Source organism: Propioniciclava sp. LT432, from assembly GCF_059515965.1.
Genome location: NZ_JCAKNE010000001.1, coordinates 1 through 22,705 on the forward strand (window position 1 = coordinate 1; position 22,705 = coordinate 22,705).

17 protein-coding genes and 2 pseudogenes are annotated in these 22,705 nt (G+C 66.7%); 10 read left to right on the plus strand and 9 right to left on the minus strand.

The window, feature by feature from the left end; genetic code table 11:
* Positions 1-596, minus strand: a pseudogene (locus AC5YDV_RS00005) (DDE-type integrase/transposase/recombinase); the annotation flags it as partial.
* Positions 597-764: 168 nt separating this feature from the next.
* Here AC5YDV_RS00005 and istA point away from each other — a divergent pair.
* Both istA and AC5YDV_RS00015 read left to right on the plus strand, forming a co-directional pair.
* Positions 765-2,303 carry an IS21 family transposase gene (gene istA, locus AC5YDV_RS00010; RefSeq protein WP_496181550.1) on the plus strand — a complete coding sequence of 513 codons (1,539 nt, stop codon included), beginning with the start codon at positions 765-767 and terminating at the stop codon, positions 2,301-2,303.
* Positions 2,300-3,043: an ATP-binding protein gene (locus AC5YDV_RS00015; RefSeq protein WP_496181551.1), complete on the plus strand. Its 744-nt coding sequence runs from the start codon at positions 2,300-2,302 to the stop codon at positions 3,041-3,043. Before istA ends, AC5YDV_RS00015 begins: the two co-directional genes overlap by 4 nt.
* A gap of 123 nt (positions 3,044-3,166) precedes the next feature.
* Here the strand turns inward: AC5YDV_RS00015 and AC5YDV_RS00020 are convergent.
* From AC5YDV_RS00020 to AC5YDV_RS00030, 3 genes and pseudogenes are all read right to left on the minus strand, one after another.
* A pseudogene (locus tag AC5YDV_RS00020) lies at positions 3,167-3,498 on the minus strand (transposase); the annotation flags it as partial.
* 1,186 nt (positions 3,499-4,684) lie between these two features.
* Positions 4,685-5,440 (minus strand): glycosyltransferase family protein, encoded by a 756-nt coding sequence (locus AC5YDV_RS00025; protein ID WP_496192310.1) that lies wholly within the window; start codon positions 5,438-5,440, stop codon positions 4,685-4,687.
* Positions 5,441-5,520: 80 nt separating this feature from the next.
* The gene (locus AC5YDV_RS00030; RefSeq protein ID WP_496181554.1) at positions 5,521-6,402 is read right to left on the minus strand and encodes a glycosyltransferase family 2 protein; all 882 of its coding nucleotides are present in this window, start codon (positions 6,400-6,402) and stop codon (positions 5,521-5,523) included.
* Between the two features lie 102 nt (positions 6,403-6,504).
* Here AC5YDV_RS00030 and AC5YDV_RS00035 point away from each other — a divergent pair, with 102 nt between their 5' ends.
* The 4 genes from AC5YDV_RS00035 (at position 6,505) to AC5YDV_RS00050 (ending at position 10,215) form a co-directional block, all read left to right on the plus strand.
* Positions 6,505-7,428, plus strand: coding sequence for a glycosyltransferase family 2 protein (locus tag AC5YDV_RS00035; RefSeq protein WP_496181555.1), 924 nt, complete (start codon positions 6,505-6,507; stop codon positions 7,426-7,428).
* Complete coding sequence (locus tag AC5YDV_RS00040; RefSeq protein WP_496181556.1) at positions 7,425-8,222, plus strand: glycosyltransferase family 2 protein; 798 nt, start codon at positions 7,425-7,427, stop codon at positions 8,220-8,222. Before AC5YDV_RS00035 ends, AC5YDV_RS00040 begins: the two co-directional genes overlap by 4 nt.
* A 2-nt stretch (positions 8,223-8,224) precedes the next feature.
* Positions 8,225-9,088, plus strand: a complete 864-nt coding sequence (locus AC5YDV_RS00045; protein ID WP_496181557.1) for a glycosyltransferase — start codon at positions 8,225-8,227, stop codon at positions 9,086-9,088.
* Between the two features lie 251 nt (positions 9,089-9,339).
* Positions 9,340-10,215, plus strand: a complete 876-nt coding sequence (locus tag AC5YDV_RS00050; RefSeq protein ID WP_496181558.1) for a glycosyltransferase — start codon at positions 9,340-9,342, stop codon at positions 10,213-10,215.
* On the opposite strand, the gene AC5YDV_RS00055 is transcribed toward AC5YDV_RS00050, so the two are convergent.
* Positions 10,203-12,665, minus strand: a complete 2,463-nt coding sequence (locus AC5YDV_RS00055) for an alpha/beta fold hydrolase (protein ID WP_496181559.1) — start codon at positions 12,663-12,665, stop codon at positions 10,203-10,205. The two genes, AC5YDV_RS00050 and AC5YDV_RS00055, sit on opposite strands and share 13 nt — an antisense overlap.
* A gap of 9 nt (positions 12,666-12,674) precedes the next feature.
* A complete protein-coding gene (locus tag AC5YDV_RS00060) occupies positions 12,675-13,619 on the minus strand; it encodes a glycosyltransferase (protein WP_496181560.1) in 945 nt (314 codons plus the stop codon).
* A 156-nt stretch (positions 13,620-13,775) separates the two neighbouring features.
* On the opposite strand from AC5YDV_RS00060, the gene AC5YDV_RS00065 reads away from it, so the two are divergent.
* Positions 13,776-14,633 carry a glycosyltransferase family 2 protein gene (locus AC5YDV_RS00065; RefSeq protein ID WP_496181561.1) on the plus strand — a complete coding sequence of 286 codons (858 nt, stop codon included), beginning with the start codon at positions 13,776-13,778 and terminating at the stop codon, positions 14,631-14,633.
* Between the two features lie 28 nt (positions 14,634-14,661).
* On the opposite strand, the gene AC5YDV_RS00070 is transcribed toward AC5YDV_RS00065, so the two are convergent.
* On the minus strand, positions 14,662-16,419 hold the full coding sequence (locus tag AC5YDV_RS00070; RefSeq protein ID WP_496192311.1) for an ABC transporter ATP-binding protein: 1,758 nt from the start codon (positions 16,417-16,419) through the stop codon (positions 14,662-14,664).
* Positions 16,412-17,557 carry a glycosyltransferase family 4 protein gene (locus tag AC5YDV_RS00075; protein ID WP_496181563.1) on the minus strand — a complete coding sequence of 382 codons (1,146 nt, stop codon included), beginning with the start codon at positions 17,555-17,557 and terminating at the stop codon, positions 16,412-16,414. The genes AC5YDV_RS00070 and AC5YDV_RS00075 overlap by 8 nt, the downstream gene beginning before the upstream one ends.
* A 177-nt stretch (positions 17,558-17,734) precedes the next feature.
* Here AC5YDV_RS00075 and AC5YDV_RS00080 point away from each other — a divergent pair, with 177 nt between their 5' ends.
* The 3 genes from AC5YDV_RS00080 to AC5YDV_RS00090 all read left to right on the plus strand — a co-directional run bounded on the left by AC5YDV_RS00080 (position 17,735) and on the right by AC5YDV_RS00090 (position 21,559).
* Entirely contained in the window at positions 17,735-19,375 is a 1,641-nt protein-coding gene (locus AC5YDV_RS00080; RefSeq protein ID WP_496181564.1) for a P-loop NTPase, read from the plus strand.
* A gap of 128 nt (positions 19,376-19,503) precedes the next feature.
* Entirely contained in the window at positions 19,504-20,733 is a 1,230-nt protein-coding gene (locus tag AC5YDV_RS00085) for a hypothetical protein (RefSeq protein ID WP_496181565.1), read from the plus strand.
* Positions 20,717-21,559: a polysaccharide deacetylase family protein gene (locus tag AC5YDV_RS00090; RefSeq protein ID WP_496181566.1), complete on the plus strand. Its 843-nt coding sequence runs from the start codon at positions 20,717-20,719 to the stop codon at positions 21,557-21,559. The genes AC5YDV_RS00085 and AC5YDV_RS00090 overlap by 17 nt, the downstream gene beginning before the upstream one ends.
* Here AC5YDV_RS00090 and AC5YDV_RS00095 read toward each other — a convergent pair.
* The gene (locus AC5YDV_RS00095) at positions 21,529-22,659 is read right to left on the minus strand and encodes a glycosyltransferase (protein WP_496181567.1); all 1,131 of its coding nucleotides are present in this window, start codon (positions 22,657-22,659) and stop codon (positions 21,529-21,531) included. The two genes, AC5YDV_RS00090 and AC5YDV_RS00095, sit on opposite strands and share 31 nt — an antisense overlap.
* Between the last annotated feature and the right edge of the window lie 46 nt (positions 22,660-22,705).

Below are 22,705 nucleotides of genomic sequence, written 5' to 3' on the forward strand. Positions count from 1 at the left end.
GGGATGTAGGACAGGCCGGTGCGGGTGCCGGCCCAGTCGGCCATCGCCTCGCTGATGAACTCCGGCCCGTTGTCCGACCTGAGCACCGCCGGGGCGCCCCGGGCGGCGACGAGGTCCTCGAGGTGGGCGGTGAGCCGGTCCGCGGTGATCGATCGTTCGGTGAGTCCGCCGATGCACTCCCGGGTGTGCTCGTCGACGATCGAGCAGATCTTGATCGGTCTGCCCTGCTCGTCGGCGTCGAACTGGAAGTCCACCGCCCACACCACGTTCGGCGCGTCCGCCGTCGGCGTGTCGATGGTCGAAGATCCGACGCGCTTGCCTCGACGCCGCTGCGGGACCCGGAGCCCCTCGTCACGCCACAGGCGTTGGACCTTCTTGTGGTTCACCACCCAGCCCTCGGCGCGGGCGTCGTGATACGCCCGCCGATACCCGTAGCGGGGATGGTCCTTCGCCCAGGCGCGCAGCCACTCCCTGAGCGCCCGATCCGGGTCCGTGACCGTGTCGCCCTTGAGCGGTCGCCGGTACGCGGAACGGCTCAGCCCGACCAGACGGCACGCCATCCGTTCGCTCACCCGCAACTTGCGCTTGAGTGCATATTGCGCTCGGTGAGGGCCGGTGTTCCGTTGTGGGGTGAGCCAGTGGTCCGGTGGGCGGTGAGCCACGGCGACGGGGCGCGGTGGACCGTGGCGGCGCTCGGGTTTTCGTGTGGGACGTTCGTCGCGCCGTGCCGTTGGGGTACGGCGTGACGAGAGGAAGTCGCCTTCATGGTCGACTACAAACAGATCCTTCGGCTGCGAGCTGAGGGGGTCAGTCAGCGTGGGATCGCGGACGTGTTGGGGTGTTCCCGTAACACGGTGGCGGCGGTGTTCACTGCGGCGGACTCGGCGGGGGTCGGGTTCGAGCAGGTGACGGACCTCGGGGCTGACGAGGTCCGCCGGCTGTTGCTGCCCGAACCGGCCAAGCCGGACTCGGACCGGGCCACACCAGACTTCGAGCACGTGCACCGGGAGCTGGGACGGCCGTCGGTGACGCTGCTGGTGTTGTGGAACGAGTACGTGGCCAACTGCCGCGCCACCGGCGAGGTGCCCTACCAGTACTCGTTCTTCAACGAACAGTACCGGCGGTGGGCGAAGGCCACCGGCGCGTCGATGCGGATCCAGCGCAACCCGGGCGAGTCGATCGAGGTCGACTGGGCCGGGGACCCGATGGCCTACGCCGACCCGCTGACCGGCGAACCACGACAGGGGTGGGTGTTCGTGGCCGCACTGTCGTATTCGGCCTACACGTATGTGGAGGCGTTCCCGGACATGACGCTCGGGTCGTGGATCGACGCGCACGTGCACGCCCTGGAGGATTTCGGGGGTGCTGCCCGGCTCCTGGTGCCGGACAACCTGCGGACCGGGGTGTCCCGGTCGGACCGCTACGAGCCGGCGTTGAACCCCGCCTATGCCCGGTTGGCCGAGCATTACGGCACCGCGGTCATCCCGGCCAGGGTGAAACGTCCCCGCGACAAGGCAGTGGTCGAAGGGAGCGTCCGGTTCGTCGCGGGGCAGGTCGCGGCGGTGCTCCGCAATCGGCAGTTCGTCGGGTTGGCCGAGTTGAACGAGGCCATCTTCGCCGAAGTCGCTGCCATCAACGCGCGTCCGTTCCAGAAGCGGGAGGACTCCCGGCAGATCGTGTTCGAACGCGACGAGAAGCCACTGTTGCAACCGCTGCCGCCGGTCCGGTTCGAGTTGGCCGAGCTCCGCAAGGCCAAGGTCGGCCCGAACTACCACGTCCAGGTCGACAAGAACTTCTACTCCGTCCCTTCCCGGTTGATCGGCCAATCCCTGGATGTGCGCCTCACCACGAGCATCGTGGAGGTCTTCGACGGGATCGAGCGGGTCGCGTCCCACCCCCGCTTCCAAGGGGTGTCGGGCCGGTATGCGACCCTGCCGGCCCACATGCCCGCCACCCACCGCAGCCGACTGGTCGACTGGACGCCGGAACGATTCGAGCAGTGGGCCGCCACGGTGGGCCCGAACACCCAAGCGGCGATCGGGGCGATCCTGGCGTCCCGCCAGATCGTCGAGCAGTCCTACCGGTCCTGTCTGGGGGTGATGTCGCTGGCCACCAAGCCCGGCGGCATGGCCCGCCTGGAGGACACCTGCACGCGGGCGTTGGCGGCCACCCCCGCCCCCTCCTACACGCTCATCAAGAAGCTGTGGACCGGCTGGACCCCACCCACCCAAGCCCCGCCGGCCCCCTCCCTGGGCGACGCCGGCTATGTCCGCGGCAGCGACTACTACGGGAGCCGAGCATGATCGATGTGGAAACCCTCACCCGCTTGAAGACGATGCGATTGTCCGGGATGGCCGAGTACTTCGAGAACCTCGCCGACACCACGACCGCCGCCACCCTGACCGGTCCAGAGTTGGTCAAACAGGCCGTCGACTGGGAATACGAGAGACGCCGCGACAGCAAGCTGCACCGGCTCCGCCGCCAAGCCTGCCTCGCCCAACCCGCCGCCGACCTGACCGACCTGAAAGCCATGCCCGGCCGCAGCATGGACCTCGAGCTGATCCACCGGCTCGCGGTCGGCGCCTACCTGGTCAAGCACCAAGACGTCATCCTGCAAGGACCCACCGGCGCGGGGAAGACCTACGTCGCCTGCGCGCTGGGGAACAAGGCCTGCCAGCAGTACCGCAAGGTGCTCTACCTGCCCGCCGGGGAACTGTTCGACCGGATCACCATCGCCGAACGGACCGGGGACAAGAAGCGCTGCCTCGACACCCTGGTCAACGTCGAGTTGTTGATCATCGATGACTGGTTCCTCACCCCGCCCACCCGGGTCCAGGTCCAGCAGTTGCACACCCTGATCGACCGACGACACAAGACCGCCTCCACGATCTACTGCTCCCAGCTACCACCGGGCCAGTGGCACGACCGGATGGAAGAGAAGATCCTCGCCGACGCCATCGTCGACCGGATCACCACCAACGCGCACGCCACCGTCCTGGACTGTGACGACTCCCTGCGCAAACACTTCACTCACCTGCAGTAACCACAGCGCTGGGGCGGCCCAAGCGGCCGCCCCAGCACCATGGCAACCCATCCCGTCGACGTGGCCCACCGATCCCCGGAACACTGGCTCACCCCCCAGCGGAACACCGGCCCTCAGCAAGCGCAATATCCACTTGAGGTGATCGACGGCGGCGCGGCGCCTGTCCGGGCTTAGAAGTTTCCCTCAGCCAGCTCCTTGAGCGCGGCCTTCTCCAGCTCCGCTTCCGCGAGCAGACGCTTCAGGGTCGCGTTCTGCTTCTCCAACTCCTTCAGGCGCTTTGCGTCGTCGGCCTTGAGGCCGCCGTACTGGTTCCGCCACCGGTAGTACGTCTGCTCGGACACCCCCAGCTCCCGGCACACCGCCGCGACGTCCTGACCATCGGTGAGCATCCTGTCGGCCTGCCCGAGCTTACGGACGACCTGCTCCGGGGTGTGACGCTTCCTGCTGTTCGTCATGATCTGACCAGTCTCCCTGCCCGCGACCGCGGGCAACAGGACGACTCTCATAACGACTGGACCTACGAAACGGGGTCAGCCCATGGCGGCCGGGTATTCGTGGAGGTTCCCAATGCTGGCTCCACCGAGTTTCAGCGCTTGGGCATCGAATGGGATGGCACCCAACCCCAGGACCACTTCCACATCTTCAGCCGACAAGGACTCACGATAGCTTTCCAGCGCGGGGGTTTCGATGATGTCCAGGTGCTCGAGATCACCAGCAGGCCGTACGCGCTCACCCCTGCTTCGTGGCTGGAAAGCCGCAACGCCGCCCTTTTGAACTCTCACCCTTGGCCGAGCAGGGAGTTCTTGCGGGTGGTCGCTGGTAGGGGCGACTCTGGCTCAGTTCTTGGCTGAACCACCTTGCGAGAGTCGGACGCTGACGAATTGCTTTGCGTATAGAATCATGTCGCGCGTATGGAATCCAAGTACGACCCACCTGATCCAGAAGTAGCCAATCTTGCGATGGGTTGGACCGATCAGTCTCACTTTCGCGAAGCGATGGCGCGATTTCCACGAAGTCGTAAAGGCGCGTGCTCCCCGACGATACTCCTCAGAGGCGTTTACACGCTCGTGAGACGCTGACGATGCAACCAAGGAGTCCGAGGGATGCAGGTGCCTGAGTGAGATTGCTGTGGAGTCGAGGATGAAGGCCTTCAGATACGCGCGCAGCGTGATGTCATCGTCGCAATAGACGCCAGTGTACTTGGGGTCAAACAGTCCGAGCCTGTTATAGAAAGCGCGCGAAACTACTGGGTGGCGCAGTAGTGTTGTCCGCTCAGAGGAGTCGGCCAACTTCATGGCAAATGCGTGGCGCGAAGGACGGAGCGGAGAGGCTTGAGCGGACAGTTCGACATCCCAACGAGGCGGCGGGGCGAGATCATCGGATATCACCATCAGAAGATCGCCGCACGCTAGATTTGCGGCCGCATTCCAATTGCGCACCGACGTCACTGAACGCGAACTTGGGGATATGACTCGCCGGTCGACTGCTGTCGTCGATATCGCAAGGACGTCACTGGAGTCCATCGCCACCACGTACTCAACGCGACTGGGGTTCTCCGCCGAATTGATCCACCAGTCCCTGACTTCATTCGGTCCGCCCGGTCGATGGTAAGTGGCGTGTAAGAGGGAGATCGTCAGGGGTTCAGCGTGGCCCATTGCGTGCTCCGAGGTAGTGCGCTGCAACGTTACGAGCCTTCTCCACCTTGAAAGTTGAGTACAAACTCCACCTGATTCGTTCCACGGGGGATGGCCTCGCTGGTGGAAGTCGCCCGGCGTTCACGCCAGCGTCTGGGTGGGTCCACTGTGACTTGGTTCTGTCGCTCGTCTCTCGGTAGAAACTCTCCTCTGCGGAGGGATTTGCCGAGTCGCTATACCAGGGCCGATGTTGTGCCACATACGGGAATCCTGTCCGAATGGCGGGTCCGAGGGCAAACGCTTCGCTGTCCGGGCGATAAAGTGCGAATGTTGTATCGACTTTTGCTCGATAAAGACCTCGTTGCAGGCGCCGGTGCCAGAACTGGCTCTCCCATTGAACCACGCGCTCAGCCTGCTGATAGTGGGTTGGTAGGTCGTCGATTCGTAGCCCGAGTCCAGCCTTGATGTACTCGGGATAGCGGGCAAGCGCCCAGCTCAAGTAGTCGACAACGTCCGGGGGGCACGCTGGGTCTGGGACGACGTCGCTGTCCGTTACCACGTATGGTTCGGCCCCCGCGAACTCGCCCCTGACGCCGGACTCCCAGATAGAGGCGTGAGGACCCATGTTCCGCGGAAGTCTTACGACGCGGTGCGGGGTCGCCTCGTAGTACTCCAGAAGCGGCTCGTACGTCGAGGCGTTGTCAACAAGCACCAACCTCTCGTAGTGGCTGTCCTCAAGCCACGCGACCAAGTCAGCGAGCATTGTGACTTGGTTCCTGCAGATGATGAAGATGGGCGTCCGCCTTGAGGTCGCGCTCGGCTCCCCTCGTCCTCGTGAGATCTTCATGACTGCGGTGTCCTCGCAGCACGTCCGGACAGGATCTTCGCGACGTTGCGCGGCTCGGGGCACATGAGGAGCGCTTCCCATAGAAGGGTGGCTTTATCGGTCCCGTGACGGTTTGCCGCCTCCTTCGCCAGAAGGTGGGACGCGAATCTGCGCGACTTCTGAAGCGTCTCGGCGACGAAAGGATCATTCGGCCATTCCCGCGAATGCCTTTCCCACATGCGGACGACCAGACGCCCGTGTCGGGGAGAATCGTCGCTCAGTCGTTCGCCGGTGGTGCTGTAGAAAGCCAAGCCCTCGTCCACGTAGCCGAAGCGGAAACCGGCTCGGGCGGCGCGGATCCAGTAATCGCGGTCGTCAACAGTGCTGAGCTCCTCGACGAAACCGCCAAGCCGCTCGTTCACCTCGCGGCGCCAGACTGCCGTGCACGTGGGCACGAAGTTCCATCGGAGGATCGATTCCAGCACGTCACCCGAGGGTGGCGAACCGAGGTGGCGAAGTTGTCCGAGGTAGCTTGGGGAGTCCGACGTCCTCGCGTCCGAATAGACGACTCCTACGCCGTCCTCAAACAGAGGCATCTGCGCGGCGAGCTTCTGCGGCACCCAGTAGTCGTCTTGGTCCAGAAGGGCGAAGAATGACCCGGTGGCAAGTCCGAGGGCGACGTTGCGCGGTACTGCGGGGCCGCCGCTCGCGCGCTCACGTCTTGTCGTCACAACCCGCCCGTCCTCGTCGGCCAAGTTCTGAAGGATCTCCCAACTGCGATCCGTTGAACCGTCGTCGACAGCGATGACTTCGACGTGATGGTGGGTCTGGGCGAGAGCAGAACGAACTGCTCGCTCCACGGTGTTCTCACCGTTGTGGACAGCGACCAGCACTGACACGCAGGGTCTCACTCACGCCTCCAACGTCCCATTCCTCGAACCTCTCTCATTGTGCCGCATGATCGTGCGGGACCGTCACCCCTCGGCCCGTAGGATGCTCTTGTGAACATCTCCAGGAGGAGGCGGATCGCTCCGGCGCTCCGATCCCTGCCCCTCGGCGTCGCTGCTGCGGCAGCCAGGATCCGCCCAGATGCGGAGCAGAAGCCAGCATGGGAGCGATCCGTGCTGGAGGACGTCGCGGCCCGCCGCCCTTGGAACATCGTCGTTAAGGTCGCGCGCCAGGTGGCGCTCCGTCGAATCGCGTCCCTGCAGGACGGTGTGACTGTCATCGTCGTGAACTGGAACACCAAGGACGTCACTTCCGACGTGGTCCGGGCGGTTCAGGAGTTGTCTCCGCCGGAAACCCGCATTCTTGTCGTGGACAACGGGTCGACGGACGGGAGCCGTGATGTGTTCCGATCCTGGCCCGGTGTCCAGGCCTTGCTGCTGCGTTGGAACGCCGGCCACGGCGTGGCCCTTGACCTCGCGGTCTGCGCCACACGGACGAAGGTCGCCGTGACGCTCGACTCGGACGCCATCCCTCTTACGCGTAACTGGCTTGACGTCGCTGTGAACCCGGTTCGTGACGGCCGCGTGATTCTCGCGGGTCTTCGTTCTTCCCGCGATTTCGTCCATCCGGTGTACTCCGCGGTGAACACCGCTGAGTTCGTCCGACGGCGCTTGTCCTATCAGGCGTTCATCCCACCCGGGGTGGTCGGCGCCACCGCACGGTGGGGGGAAGAGGCGTGGGACACCGCCGAACTCATGACCCGGCGGCTGCCCGCTGAGCAGGTCTTCTTTGTGGACCCGACGGAGAACCTGGTGCTCGGGCTGCCGGGGATGACGACCGGTGGGGTGGTCTACCACCACGGCGGGGTGAGCAGGACTTCAAGCGGCTCGATCGACGCCGAGGCCCTGGCCGGTTGGCGGGATGCATGCGACAAGCTGGTAGCCGCTGTGCGCTCCTCGGAAGGAGGGCCGGTATGAGTCTGAGTACGGTGATCGGCGCGTCCAAGGCGCGCATCGTTCGGGTGGGCGGCTCGAGGCTTGCTGACCTGCTCAGAGCGCGTCATCCACGCGAGTACCGACTGGGAGCAACCGTCCTGACGGTCAACTGGAATTCCCTTCGCTTCCTGAAGCGGACGATCGCCGCCGTTGAGGCGATGTCGCCGGCCGGCACAGAGGTGGTGGTGATCGACAACGCATCCATGGACGGCTCCCGCGACTTCCTGTCAGGCCAGCAGGGAGTGCGCACGCTGCGCCTCCCGCTCAACGTCGGCCACGGCGTGGCGTTGGACCTCGCGGTTCCAGGTGTGGACACTGAGTACTTGGCCGTCCTCGATGTGGACGCGTTTCCGGTCGCACCGGACTGGCTGGGTCAGAGCATCGCGGCACTTGAAGGGGGGGCCCAGGTTGCTGGAGCCCACCTGCACCGCAACTTCGTTCACCCGAGCTTCCTGGTGATGCGGACACGCGTCCTCCACGAGTACGGGCTCACGTTCCGCCCGGTCGGGAGCCTCGCGCGCCTGGCCCGCACCGCTCCGCTGTTCCTCGACGTGGGCGAGGGGCTCTCCCAACGGATGATCGTCAAGTACGGGGGCGGGCGTGCGTTGCACTTCTTCGAGCCCAGCTCGACCCGCGGACCGGGACTCGCCGGCTCGGTGTTCGGGGGGATCGTTTACCACAACCTCTACGCCACGCAGGGACAAGGCAAGGGCAACGCGCTCCAGATGTTCGAGGAAGCCTTCGCCGAGCACCACCCCGCCTTGGCGAGGGAATGATGGTGTCCCCGGACGTCAGCGTGATCGTTCCCGTGCGCAACGGGGCCACCACCATCGCCGATCAACTGGAGGCATTGGACGCGAGTGCCACGCCAGCCGGGGGATTCGAGGTGGTCGTTGCCGACAATGGCTCGACGGACGGTACTGCTGACCTCGCGCACACTTTCGCCGACCGAGTTCCCCTGCGCATCATCACCGTCCAGCGTCCCGGCGCGAACGCCGCGAGAAACGCCGCAGTTCGGGCAAGCAGCGGACGGTTCCTGCTGTTCTGCGACGCCGACGACGTCGTGGATGCGCACTGGATGGAGAGGATGCGAGATGCGCTGGAGGCAGGGCATGAGCTTGTTGTCGGCCATCTCGACTATCGCAAGCTGAATGACACCAGCATGCTGAGCTGGCGAGGCGCCCAGGGCGCCGGTACCTCAGTCCACCTGGGTTTCCTCCCCGCGGGTCATCTCAGCAATCTCGCGGTCACGCGCTCGCTCTTCGACGAACTCGGGGGTTTCGACGAGTCCTTCATCGGCGGAGCCGACGATGTCGACTTCTGCTGGCGGGCTCAGTTGACCGGCAGCGCTTTGGTTTACCTCGCGGACGCGGTGGTGCACTATCGGCTCCGCCCGACGCTGCGCGCCATGGCGAAGCAAGAGGTGGGTTACGGGACAGCCGAGGCCCAGCTCTACAAGAAGTTCGTCGGCCACGGGATCAGGCGCCGGTCGATCAGTGCCTTCGGCCTGGACCTCTGGTGGCTCCTCACCCGCCTACCCCTCACGGTGCAGCCGCAGCGCCGTGGAGGATGGGTCCGGCGGGCAGCCCGACAAGGGGGCCGCTTCAAGGGCGCGCTGCGCGCGCGAACTTGGTGGTGGTGACGGTGCGTCTCCTGTTCATCTCAGGCACCACCGTGGGCGGCTCGGGCAGGAGCCAACGCGAACTGGCCAGCCAACTCGTGAACCGCGGTCACGATGTCCGTTTCCTCGTAGATGATGACCAGCCCGCGACCGTGACGCGCTGGCTCTATGGCCAATTCTCCGACGCCTCCGTCCGGCTAGCAGGCACTGCGCTTGGGCCACAAGCAACATGGCTGAGGGGTCTGCCCGGTAGCCGCACGACCCGAGCCGTGATGAGCGGGCTGGTTCACGACCTCACGCCGGTCCCACAGAACGCGCTCCCCGGCGTGCTGGCGAGCGTGCGCCCCCACGTCGTCGTCGCGAACAGCGTCGAGAGGTGGGCGTGGCGGTTGATCCACGAGGCCTGCGCTGCGGCTGGGGTGCCCACGATCCTCTACGTCCGCGAGGACGACAGCCTTCGTCACCTGGAGTCAGGGGCAGTCCCCGACGTGCTGGTCGCGAATGCTCAGTCCCTCGCCGAACGTCTCCGAGCCCAAGGCTTCGAGTGCGCCTTCGTCCCTTCAGTCGTCGATGTTTCGGTGACGCGGACGGCGTCATCGCGCCGCACGGCGCTCGCGATCAACCCCACGCCCAGCCGCGGCAGCGACATCGTCTGGCGGTTGGCCGAACTGCTGCAGGACATCCCGTTCGTGGTGCAGGAGTCCTGGCCCCTCGCTGGAGAGGAGTTGGCAGAGGTGCTCCGACACACGGAGGCACTCCCCAACGTCGAGTTCCGCCGCGCAGCGCCACCCAGTCCCCTGCTGTACGGTGACGCGCGCGTGCTTCTTGTTCCGTACCGGGTGGACAACCGACCCCGAGTCATCCTCGAGGCGCAGGCCAACGGCATCCCGGTGATCGCCGGTGCTGTCCCTGCCCTCGCCGAGGCAACCGGGGAGGGTGGAATCAGCGTTCCGCTGAACTCGATCGACGCCTGGGCAGGTGCGATCCGGTCCCTTTGGGAGGACGAGACGCGCTACCAGTCGCTGGCGGACGCCGCTTGGGCGCACGGTCATCGTGACGAGGTCGACCCGGACGCTGTCACAGAGCTCTTCGAGGAGTTGGTGAGGGCTGCGGTGTCAGCCCGAACCAACGGACTTCAGGACACGTAACGGCTCAGCGCCCGCCCGATGGGCTGCGCCTGCTCCCGATGCATCTCACTGTGTCCGCCTCCCACCCCCAGCGTCGTGATGGTGCCGCTGACGTGCCGGTCGTACCCCATCGCCTCCCCGAATTTCATGGCTCGAGATGCCGTTGAGACCACCAGCAAGTCGCCTCTGTAGGCGGGTGGTCGGTACGCACGCTGGGCCAATGACGAGGCGTGACCGACCGTGATTTCGCGCTGCTGTGGAGACGCACCGGTGGCCTTGCGCAGGGCGCGATCGCGCTCGAGGCGTCGTCCTATCCGTCCAAACAAGTTCAGGAGCCGGCGACCAAAGGCTGGGCGGTGCCCCGCTGTGTGGGTGTTGAAGTACGGGCTGTAGAGATCACCAATGCCTACCACCTTCGGCCTCCGTCCTCTGGATTCGAGTACGCAAGCCGCCTCCAACGCCACCCAGCTCCCCAGCGAGTTGCCGTAGAGAACGAGTGGGCCGTCCAGATCGGCAGCGATGATCTCCTCGACCAGGCGTGCCGCGACGGCCTCGACGGTACGGACGGGTTCCTGTCCCTGACGGTGGCCAGGGTAGTCGAAGAGGTAGATCGAGGGGCCAGCCCCGATCGCGTCGGCGATCAGGTCCAAGCCCACCGCATGGCCCAATTGGCCCGGGACCAACACCACGCTGGTCGGGCTGTCGCCTCTCTGGTAGCGCACGAGTAGTGTGCCCGAGGCATTCTCGGCCGTGAGCTGCTCGATGCGGCGCGCAAGTTCGCCCAGCGTCGGGACAGCGTGGATGTCGAGGAGGGGCAGATCCACGCTGAATTCGCTGTCGATGCTCACCACCATCTCCATGACCGCCAGCGAGTCGCCACCGAGGTCGAAGAATCGATCTGCTCCCGAGGGAGTGGTGGACAGCTTGAGGACGCCCTGCCAGATGCGTGCGAGCCGATCCTGAACCTGGCCACTCGTGTCTCCTACTTCCGCCACGGGGGGAGTTGCTGCTTGGAGCCCTCCGGTGAAGGCCTGCGCGAGAGCGCGGCGCTGAGGCTTGCCAGCGTCACTCTTCGGGATGCTCGGCACCGCAAGAATTCGACGCGGAATCTTGTACGCCGCGAGACGGGACGCCAACTCGTTGCGCAGAGCAGGCACGTCCAGGTGGGCCCCCTCTGCCAGCACCACCGAGGCGACGATGTCCTCGCCCAGCAACCGGTCGGGCACCCCGAACGCGACGGCCTCCAACACGCCGGGGTGGTCCAGGATCGCCTCTTCCACTTCGCGGGGGGAGATCTTCTCCCCAGCTCGGTTGATCTGCTCCTTCGCGCGTCCGGTGATCGTCAAGTAGCCGTCCGCGCCGAGCCGTCCCAGATCTCCCGTGCGGAACCAGCCGTCGACGAACGCTCCGTCGTTTGCGTTCGAGGGAGCGGAATAGCCTCCGAACACCGCCGGGCCCTGCACCAGGATCTCACCCTCGCCGCGATCCTGAACGGCACCCGTGTCGTCGAGGATCGCGATGGCCGTCCCGGTCGCCCTGCCGACGCTCCCGAAGCGCCGTTCGCCCGGCGGTAGCGGGTTGGCGGAGATCTGGTAGGCCTCCGTCATGCCGTACACCTCGATCATGGGGGCACCGCAGCGAGCTTCCAACTCGCGCGCGAGCTGAGGGGGCAGCGGACCGGAAGCGGACCGCAGGAAGCGAAAGCCGCTCCACGATCCCTCGGAGTCCAGCACCAGTCGGTGCACCGTCGAGGCTGCCGTGTACCAGGTGCAGCCGAACCGTTCTGCCCAGCCGAAGAAGTGCCGGGGATCCATGCCGGGCGTGCACACGATGCTCCCGCCTGCCGCGAGTGTGCTGAGAGCCGCACCCAGTAGCCCGTGGCTGTGGAAGAAGGGCATCACATTCAGGCACCGGTCCGCACTCGTCAAATCCAGCGAAGCGACGACGTTTCGCGCCGCGGCCATCAGGTTGCCATGGGTCAGAGGCACCTGTTTGGGGTGCGCGGTGGTGCCGGCCGTGTGGAGCAGTAGGGCGACCGCGTCAGGGGCAGGGTTGTCCAGCGGGTCAGGGCCCTCCGGGTGCAGGTGTTCCGATCCTGGAGCCAGAAGGGGGAGCCCCGCCAGCGCGGCTACCTGCGCCGCGGGACCCTCGTCTTCCGCCAGGACGACGACCGCGGCCGCTCCGACGTCCTCCGCGAGCCGTTCAAGTTCCTCGACGGTGTAGGAGGGATTCATGGGGGCGCACACCGCCGCACTCATGACGCCGAGGATCGTCGCGAGGAAATCCGTCCCACTGGGCATGCTCACCAGCACCACGTCCGACCGGCCGACTCCGTGCGCCCGCAAGGTCGACCCGATGATCCTCGTGCGGTCCCGCAGTTCTGCGTAGGTGAGAACAGTGTCGTGCGCTACGCCAAGGAGGGCGGGCGCCGACGGCGACTTGCTGGCCGCCGAATCGATCAGGTCAGGCACCGACACGACTCACACCTCCTTGCGGTTCTGGTTGGGGTCAACCGATCGCCCCATACGGCCCAACAGTCCGTCGAGGGCGCCTCGCACCGGCAACCACACCTCGGCGAGCGGCCGACGTACCGTGACGAGAGCGCGCACGCCGAGAAAGGCGCCCCCGGCCGCCACGAGTGGCGGCGTCCACGGTGGCCCGTATCGCCGTGCGATCACCGTTGCGTTGCGCACTCCGTAGTACCGACGCCAGGCGGCCTTCCTGCGGGAGGTGCGCACAGAAGAGGACGGGACACCGAGTCCCCCGACTGCGGCGCGATGAGCCAGCCAGCGCGCGCCGTCGGCATACAAAGTGAAGCCTCTGCTGCGCAGCCGCTGTCCGTATTCGCCCTCCTCGAAACCGAAGAACAACGAACGGTCAAAGGTACCCACCTGGCGGATGGCCGCGCACCGGTACATCGGCAAGTAGCCACCCCCGATCACGTCAACCGGAACAGCCCCGACCAGTTCGTGGTCCTCCAGTCGGCGAAAAACTCCGACGTTGCGTCGATAGCGGCCACCGAGAAGCCCCACTGCTCCGGTTCTGGGGTCGGCGAGGAGTCGCTCGTGAGCGAGATTCCACACCCCGGCGAGGACGTCATTGTCCTCGGGAGGGTTGTCGTCGTCGAGGAGCACGAGCCAGTCGTCCTTGGTCGCATGCGCGAGAACGAACTCCATCGCGTTGGCGACACCTCCGGCCGGACCGACGTTGTCTCCGGAGTCGATGTAGTGAGCCCCATATTGCCTCGCGAGATCTCGTACCTGTGCGTCCGACCCGTTGTCCACGACCAGCAGGTGGTCCACCTGCTTTGTTTGGTGCCCCAGGCAATCCAGCATCACCTTCACCGCGTCGATTCGGTTGAAAGTGACGACCGCCCCCCAGAGCTCACCTGTCCGACGCTGTCCCGCCCCGGCTGCCTTCGACACGCGTTCTCCTCATCACCGAGCGCTCGGATCAACAGTATGCAACACCCCGCTACCCTTGGATGGCGGCGACCCAAGGCAGCCCACGGACTCGCTCGTCAAGGATCAGGAGCGATCGTGGTCTAGATTCGCTTCCCGTCGCCCGCGGAAGGAGTCCTGATGGATCTCTCTGTCATCGTCTGCGCCCACAACGAGCAGCAGCATCTTCCAGCACAACTGGACGCGCTGCTGGCCCAGGAGTGGGAGGGTGCCTGGGAACTGATCGTGGTGGACAACCGATCCACGGACTCCACACCGGAAATCGTGGAGAGGTACGCGTCACGCGACTCCCGGGTTCGGCTCGTCAGCGCGGCCGCACGGGCCGACAAGTCCTACGCGCTCGGGGTCGGCTTTGAGGAGGCGCTCTCGGACCACCTGGCGGTGTGCGATGCCGACGATGTCGTCGCGGAGGGCTGGCTGGCCGCCATCGCCCGCGGACTCGAGCATCAGGAGGTGGTGACTGGGCCGCACGAGTTGGACCGACTGAACCCTTCGTGGCTGACCGCTTCACGCGGACGTTCTGCCGAGGAACCTGTCGGCTCCTACTATGGGATCTTCCCTACCATCCGCGGTGCCAACTGGGGCACCCATCGCCGCGTGTGGGAGCGCATCGGGGGGATGCGCGAGGGGTTTCGCGCCATGGAGGACACGGCCTTCTCATTGGACTGCTGGCTCGCGGGCATCGATGTCGTGGGTCTCCCGGACGCCGTCGTGCATTATCGCTACCGGGACGCCCCGCGCGCGCTCTGGCGGCAGGGCTTCGCCTATGGCGCTTTCCGCCCGCGGATCGCACGAATGCTGGTCGAGGCCGGTAGGCCACGTCCCTCCCGGCTCGCAGGATGGAAGTCCTGGGTGATGCTCTTGGTGAAGCTCCCGACACTCGTCACCACCCAGGGGCGAGCAGTGTGGGTGTGGATCGCAGGCAACAAGATCGGTCAGGTCGTCGGCTCGATACGAGAGCACATCGTCCTGCTCTGAGCGGACCCTGCCCGGCCGAGCGCTGCCGTCACTCGATGCCCGCCACCGCGAGCGCCTCCCGGTAGAAGGCACTGGTGTGCCTCAGGTTCTCCGGCGTGTCGAAGCCAGAAACGTGACCACCCTCGATCACCATGATGCGGTCGCAGAGGTCCAGAGTGGACATTCGATGGGCGATGAGCACCACCGTCACCCGTCCGTGGAGCGCTCCGAGTGTCTCCCGGATCAGCGCCTCGCTTCGCCCGTCGAGAGCCGACGTGGGTTCGTCCAGCACCAGGACCTCTGGCTCGCCCACCAGGGCTCTGGCGATGGCGATGCGCTGGCGCTGCCCCCCGGACAGTTGGCTGCCGCGTTCCCCCACAGGGGTGTCAAAGCCACGAGGCAGCCCTTGGATGTCCAGGATCACGTTGGCCTGCTCAGCCGCCCGAGTGATGGCATCTCGGCTGATGCCCTCACGGAAGAACGCGATGTTCTCCGCGACGGTCCCCCTGAACAGCAGCGGCTCCTGAGGCACGAAGGCGATCCGGCGAGCCCACCACGCACGCCTTACATCCCTGAGATCGACGCCGCTGACTTCGATCGTCCCTCGGGTGGGCCTTCGAACTCCAAGGATCAGTTGCGCCAGCGTGGATTTCCCGGCACCAGATGGCCCGATGACACCCACCATCTCACCGGTCCGGATGGTCGCCGTGACGTCCGTCAAGGCCGGCCGCTCGCGTGTGTAGGCGAAGGTGACCGATCGGAAATCGACGGGGGTGGCGCGTGACGGTATCCCGGAGCCGTCGTCAGCCGGACGTGCAAGGTAGTGATCAACCGTTTCGTCCACCCGCTCCAGGGAGGGCATAAAGGAGGCGAGGTTGCCTGAGACCGCAATCAGTTGCTGTCCGTAGCTGAGCGAACGAAGCATCAACAGCATGATGGCGCCAAATGCTGCGAGATCTCCGGTACCGAGACCCTCCAGTACCGCCACCCCGGCGACGACTGCTCCGTAGGCGAGGAAGGTATAGACCGGCGAGAGGGTCCCACTCAGAAGCTGCACACGCCGCTGGTTCTCGGTGCTGAGAGCAATCGCCTCAGCCAACCTTTCCTCGAAGCGGCTCCGGACGCCGAACACCTGCATCTCCAGACCCAGGCCACTCGACTCTGCCACCGCGGTCGCAAAGGTCATGTCGGCATCCATGGAAGCTCTTGCCTCTTTGCGGATGGCACGACGTACCGGCGTGAGGAATGCCCCGAGCAGGGCCAGGGCACCCAGCACCGCGGCGGTTGCGACAGGATCAACCGCCACGCCGGCCGCGAGAAAGGCGACGAGGCTCAGCGAGGCCGTGATCGCCTGGGTGAGCGAGCCCATGGCCCCGTTGATGCGACCCACCAGGGAAATCAGCAGCTCCTGCAGCCTTCCGGAGGATTCGCCCTGCTGAACTCCCCAGTCGGCGCGCAGGTAGGCCTCTGCCACGCGCAGGCGCTGTTCGGTGCGCACGAACGCGCTGAGCGATGCGCCAATGCGCACAGTCATGAGGCTCAGCAGGAGTCGGACGAACACGGCGGCGGCCGCGATCCAGAGCGCTGTCGTGGTGGACACGCTCTGGCCGAGGAGGGGACCGACGCTCTGGCGCTCAGCCGAGAGAGCCAGCACGGTGCTGGTGAGCAGGACGAGAAATCCCGCCTCGAGCATGGCGCCGATGAAAGAGGTGACGCCCAGCAGCACCATCCGTCCGCGGTATCGGCGTGCCAGGCCGAGGAGCACCGTCCAACCGCTGCGCCGGGCGCTTTCAGTGCCGTCAGCCACGCGCAGACACCGCCCGCATGCTCTTGTACGAGTCCAAGGAGGCCTTGGCCACGTCGCGTTGGTCGAACGTGGCGTTGGCTCGGCGCTTGACTGCATCCGCAAGATGGGCTCGCAGGGCGGGGTCGTCGAGGAGGCGTTGGACGGCGTGGGCCAGCGCTGCCGCGTCCAAGGGAGGAACCAGCAGCAGGTGGACGCCGTCCGTGCCGATCTCGCGGCAGCCACGAATGTCCGTCAGCACCAGGGGCAAGCCGCAAGCGGCGGCCTCCATCGACGCCCTGGAGAACCCCTCGCGATACGAGGCGAGCACGAAGACGTCCAACGCCGAGTAGACCGCCGGCATGTCGGTGCGCTCGTCGACGAAGCGGACGGTGTCCTGGTGCGGCACCTGAGTCGCGGTGTCCGTGTCGTCCCGCGGGCCGACCCATACGAACTTCGCCTTGCCGCGCAACCGATGGGCGACCTCGGCGAACTCGGCCAGCCCCTTCTCGCGCACGCGGCGTCCTACCGTGCCCACCAACAACTCGCCGTCGGTGACCCCCCACTCGGCGCGAACGCGTCGGCGACCCTCGGGGTCGGGTCGGAAGCGGTCGAGGTCGATGCCGTTGCCCACCACCCGCCACCGGTCGCGCTTGAGGAAACGCCTCAATGTGTGAGCGTCCTCGGCGTTCTGGAACAACTCGAAGTCGGAGAACCGAATCGCCAGCGCCTCGGCACCGTACACAAGCACGCGCTTGAGCCACCGGTCCTCGGGGCGGGCCCACAGGCCGTGCACGGTGTTCACCACGACGGGGACGCCCGCGAGCCGGCCCGCGATGCGCCCCATCACCCCCGCTTTTGGAGTGTGGGTGTGCAGGACGTCCAGCTTCAGGCTTCGGAGGGTCCGGACCAGTTCCGCGAAGGCCCGCAGGTCGCTGACCAGAGCCCAGGACCGCGTCAAGGAGGGAATCGGCACGTGGGTGACCCCCAGGGCCTCGACCCGGGCGACGTACGGGCCGGGTGCGCTGATGCCGAACACGGTGTGACCCTCGTCCACGTCCACCTGGAGTTCGGTGGCCAGCAGGAGGGCCAGCGACATGTCCACCGTGGTCACGTGGGCGAGTCGGAGGGGCCGATCGGCACCGTTTTCTACATGGGGCACCCGCCCATCGTCTCAGGCAACGGTGTTATGGCAAAGTGCGGGTCGCCCCGGAGGCCGGTAGGATCGCCCTGACCACGCACGCCACTTCGGCCACGTGGCACTGGACTCGCCATGCGAAAGGTTTGGTTGCATGCGGCACCCCGCGGTCACTCGCCCCTCCTCCCTTGGGGGTCCATCGTGAGCCTCCACGACTTCGTCAAGATCCTGCGCCAACGCTGGTGGGTGATCCTCCTGTGCACCGTGGTGGCCGCAGCGGCGATGTTCATCGTCACACCGGCCAGGGGGGAGACCACTCAGCGGATCGGCTCCTACACCGCCACCACCACCCTGCTGGTTGGCTACCGGCCCCAGCCCACGCCTGCCCGCAACGAGCCGGTGCAGCCCGTTGAGCGGGCCTCCATGGGGCGGATCCAGCTCTTCATCACGACCGGCGAAGTGCCCCGACGTGCCGCACAGAAGCTGAATTACACCGGTGACCCGGCGGTCCTTGCGGCCAGCCTCGTCGTCACCCCCGACCCGTCTTCGGAGTCCCTCACCATCGCCACCACCGCTGCCGACGGGCGGCGAGCGGCGGACGTGGCCAACACCTTCGCCCGCGAGGCCGTCGCCTACTTTGATGAGGCGCCCCCGGGCGTCGGCAGCGCGCAGCTGTCGATCCTCCAGGAAGCGACGCCCATCCCGAACCAGAGCACCGCCGGCTTCGTGATCCCGCCTGACCGCAACATCCGCACGGCACTGGCCGCCCTCGTGGGGCTGATCGTGGGTCTTGCGCTCGCCCTCCTGCTCGACCGGCTCGACTCCCGGCTCCGCACACGCACCGAGCTGGCAGAGGCGCTGCGGATCCCCGTCATCGCCGAGGTGCCCAGGCTCAGGCGGGGCGATCGTGCCGGAGGCACCATCCTCACCGTCAGCAAGCCCCTGAGCATCTATGCCGATGGCTACCGCGCCGCTCGCACCGCCCTCATGCACCTGCCGACGCAGCAGGTCGAAGGGGAGTGGTCGCCACGCCGCGCGAATGGGGCCGAGGCAGAACCGAGCGCCGGGGCGCGCGTGATCATGCTGACCTCAGGCCACGCAGGCGAGGGCAAGAGCACCAGCGTGGTGAACCTGGCCGCCAGCTTCGCCGAAACGGGTGCGCGTGTCCTGGTGCTGGATGCGGACCTGCGCTCACCGGACGTCCACGTCAAGTTCGACGTCCCGCAAGGGGCGGGCATCTCCGACTACCTGACCAATCGGGGTGCGGTCGACCTCCACGACATCATGCGCCCGACCAACGTCGACGGTGTCAGGATCGTCACGGCCGGCACGCGGCTCGACTACCCCGCGTCGCTGACCAGCCGACTGGCGCCGCTCCTCCAGGACGCCCGGCAGGCCGCCGACATCGTGCTCATTGACACCGCCCCCCTGCTGGCGGCGAGTGACGTCTTCGACATCCTCCCGTTGGCTGACGCCATCGTCCTGGTCGTTCGGGCCGGTCGTCTCACGGAGACCGCCGCCAACCGCGTGGCCGAACTGCTGGGCCGCTTCCGCGTGCCGGTCACGGGCGCCATCCTCATCGGTGGTCACGTCCGCAAGGCGGACTACGGCTCCGGGTACGGATACGGAGACGGGCCCACCCGGGGCAAGGACAAGCGGAACGCACGGTCGGCCAGCCGCCGCAGCCAGCCATTGGCGGTGCAAGACATTGCCGCAGGCCCGGTCGATCAGCACCCGGTCGCCAAGCACCCGGTCGCCCAGGACCCAGTCGCCGGGAACCCAGGTGCCGATGACCGCGCGGTTGCCGGCGACCAGGATTCTCCGCGGCGCTCCATCTCCTGATCGTGTTCGGTCGCGCGCTGGGGAACACGGCAGGAATCGTCACGATCCTGCTGTCACTCGTCGCGTTTGCACGCTTGTTCACGTGGGCGATGGACACCCAGTCGTACAACACGTGGGGTGCCCTGTTCATGGTGCCGATCGTCATCGCCCTGAACGCAGTGCTCATCGCCGCCGCGTCCAAGCGTGTCGGCGAGACCTGGTTCACCCGCATTCTCGTCTTGGGCTTCGCCCTCAAGCTCGTCGGCATCAGCGCGCGCTATGTGGTGGCCTATTTTCTGTATGGGGGTGCGGCTGACGCCCAGGCGTACAACCTTTTCGCGATCGATCACTATCTCGATTGGCGGCAGGGGAACATCTGGTGGGAGGCCTCCGGCAAGGTGGGCACGCTCAACATGGAGCTCCTCACCACCGGGCTCTACGTCATCATCGGGCCCAGCGTCATCACCGCCTTCTTCGTGTTCGGCTCCTTGGCGTTCTGGGGCGTCTACCTGATCTACAGGGCGTTCCAAGTCGCGCTGCCCCAAGCTGACAACAGGCGTTACGCGCTTCTGCTGTTCCTCTTGCCCACTGTTCTGTACTGGCCCTCGAGCATCGGCAAGGAATCTTGGCTGATGCTGTTCGTCGGGGTGACGGCTTACGGAGCGGCCCGTTACTTCAACCATGCCGTCGTGGTCGGCATCGTGCTGGTCGTCCTCGGTGCGGCGGGAACCGCGCTCATCCGCCCGCACGTGACCGTTCTGATGGTGGCCGCCCTCTTCGTCGCACAGATCGTCCGGCCCACCACCAAGCGCTCGACCAGTATCCTCACCAAGGCGGCCGGGGTTTTCGTCATGGGGGTAGCCGCTGTCATCCTCGTGACGACGTCGGCCCAGTTCCTCGGGATCGACGATCTCAGCGCCCAAGCGGTTTCCGATCGGGTAGACGAGGCTGGTGGCCAGACTGCGCAAGGCGGATCGGCGTTCACCCCCGTCCCGCTGGAGTCACCGTTCGGCGTGCCGGCCGCCATCGTCACGCTGCTGTTCCGGCCGTTTCCCTGGGAGGCGAACGGTCTCCCGATGCTCGTCCAAAGCGTCGAGGCGACGGTGCTGTTGGTCCTCACCATCGCCGCTTGGCCCCGACTGAGGGCGCTTCCCACCCTGCTGCGCCGCAACCCCTGGCTGGTGTTCGCCGTCGTCTACGCGCTGGCGTTCATCATCGCCTTCTCGGGGTTCGCGAACTTCGGGATCCTGGCCCGCCAGCGGGTGCTGATGATCCCGTTTTTCCTTGTCCTGCTCGCGCTGCCCAAGCCACTACCGAAGCTGAAGGCACGCACGCGCGACGCCACCCGGAAGGAGCTGGTCGGTGCTGGGAATCCGTGAGGGCCGCCTGCGAGGCAGTCTGAAGAAGGCGTTGGCCACGGCGTCGCCACGGGGTGCCGCGCAGGGTGCCACGTTGTTGATCTACCACCGGATCGGTGGCGGCACGACCAACGAACTAGACATGGACGTCGCCGCCTTCGAGCGCCAACTGGATGTCCTCGTCGAGCACGACGTGGTGTCGCTCGACGCGGCGCTCGACCTGCTCGAGGCCGGCGACGCCAAGCCCAGCGTGGTCTTGACCTTCGACGACGGGTTCGCCGACGTCTTCGCCCACGCCTGGCCGTTGCTGCGGGAGCGTCAGCTCCCCTTCACCGTCTACCTCGCCACGGCCTACATGGGCGACACCATGAGGTGGGAGGGCGCCACCGCGAAGGGGGCCCCCGGCCGTGGACTGTCCTGGGACCAGATCCGCCGCATGCAGGACACGGGCCTGCTGACCCTGGGCAACCACACGCACAGCCACGTCCGGCCCGAGGTGTTGACGGAGGCAGAACTGGACGCGTGCACGGCGGCCATCTACCAGCGTTGCGGGGTGAAGCCGCGGCACTTCACCTATCCGTGGGGCGTCCCCGTTCCTGCCATGGAGGACGCACTGCGCACACGTTTCCGGAGCGCTTCCACCGGCGTGGTGGGGCGAAACCTGCCCGGGCAGGACGTCCTGCGACTGAACCGCGTCCCGGTACGGCGAACCGACCCCGAGGAGTTCTTCCGCGCGAAGCTGACCGGCGACCTTCGTGCCGAGCGCGCCTACGGTTCGCTCGTCGGCGCGGCCAAGGCCGGCCTCGGCGCCGCCCGTCAGCCGTTGCGCCTGCTCAGGCGCTCGTAGACCGCCTCCTGGGCAGTCACGGCAGAACGGATGTCGTAGTCGGCAGCACGAGTGCGTGCGGCACGGGCCATGGCGGCGCGTCCGTCGTCGTCACGAGCGACTTGGACCAAGGCGTCGGCGAGGGCGACGTCGTCGCCAGGAGGGACGAGTAATCCCTCTACCCCCGAACGGACCTGGTGCGGCAACCCGCCCACTCTCGTGGCGACGACAGGCAGCCCGGCGGCGAACGCCTCCATCACCGCCACCGGGAGCCCCTCATGTGCCGAGCCCAACGTGAAGATGTCGGCTGCCGCCATCAACTCGTGTACGTCGCGGCGGAATCCCAGGAGCTGGAACCGGTCGCCCAACCCCAACTCGGCGTGGAGGGCGGCCACTTCGTCCACCAACGGACCTTGGCCCACCGCCGCGAAGCGGAGGCGCGGCTCGGCGTCCACCGCTCGTCTCGCGGCCCGCAGAAGGTTGGGGTAGTCCTTGTTCTTGCGCAGGTTCGCCACGGTCAGCGACAGGACCTCATCGTCCCGGATTCCGAGCTCGACCCGCAGGAGCGCCCGGGCGTCCGCGCTGACGGGAACGGACTCCATGTCGATGCCGTGGATCAGCACTTCGTAGCCCTTTCGCCGCGAGGGCCACATCGTGTCGCGCACCTGGTCTGACACGGCCCAGTGGTGGGCGTCCAGCGGCGTGGTGAGGCCGTTCAGCAGGCGGGTGGGCGGCCGATGGCTGCTCCACTCGTTGTGCTCGGTGACCACGACGGCCGGACGCCGTGAGCGTGGCAGCGTCCGCGCCAGCAGGCGCGCCACGGAGGCGAGCACGGGGGAGTGGGCATGCACGATGTCGGCGCCGGCCATCAGGCGGCGCAGGTCGGAGAGCCACGCGAGCCGCCCCCGACGGCCGGCGCCCAGCCGCTCCGGGGTCAGCCCCAGAGCTTCGAACTCGGGCACGAGGTGGGTCTTGTCCGGTCGGACGTAGGCCAACCGGTAGGTGAACCGGTCGCGGTCCACGACGCGGGCGGCCAGCAGGAGCAGTTGCTCCGCCCCGCCGGGGCCGAGTCCCTTGATCAACCACAGGATCCGGGGCCTGGCCTGGGTGGTGGGGGCCATGACGTCCTCCGTCCGTTCGCCGTGCCTGGGCGGGGGGGGGCAGCCC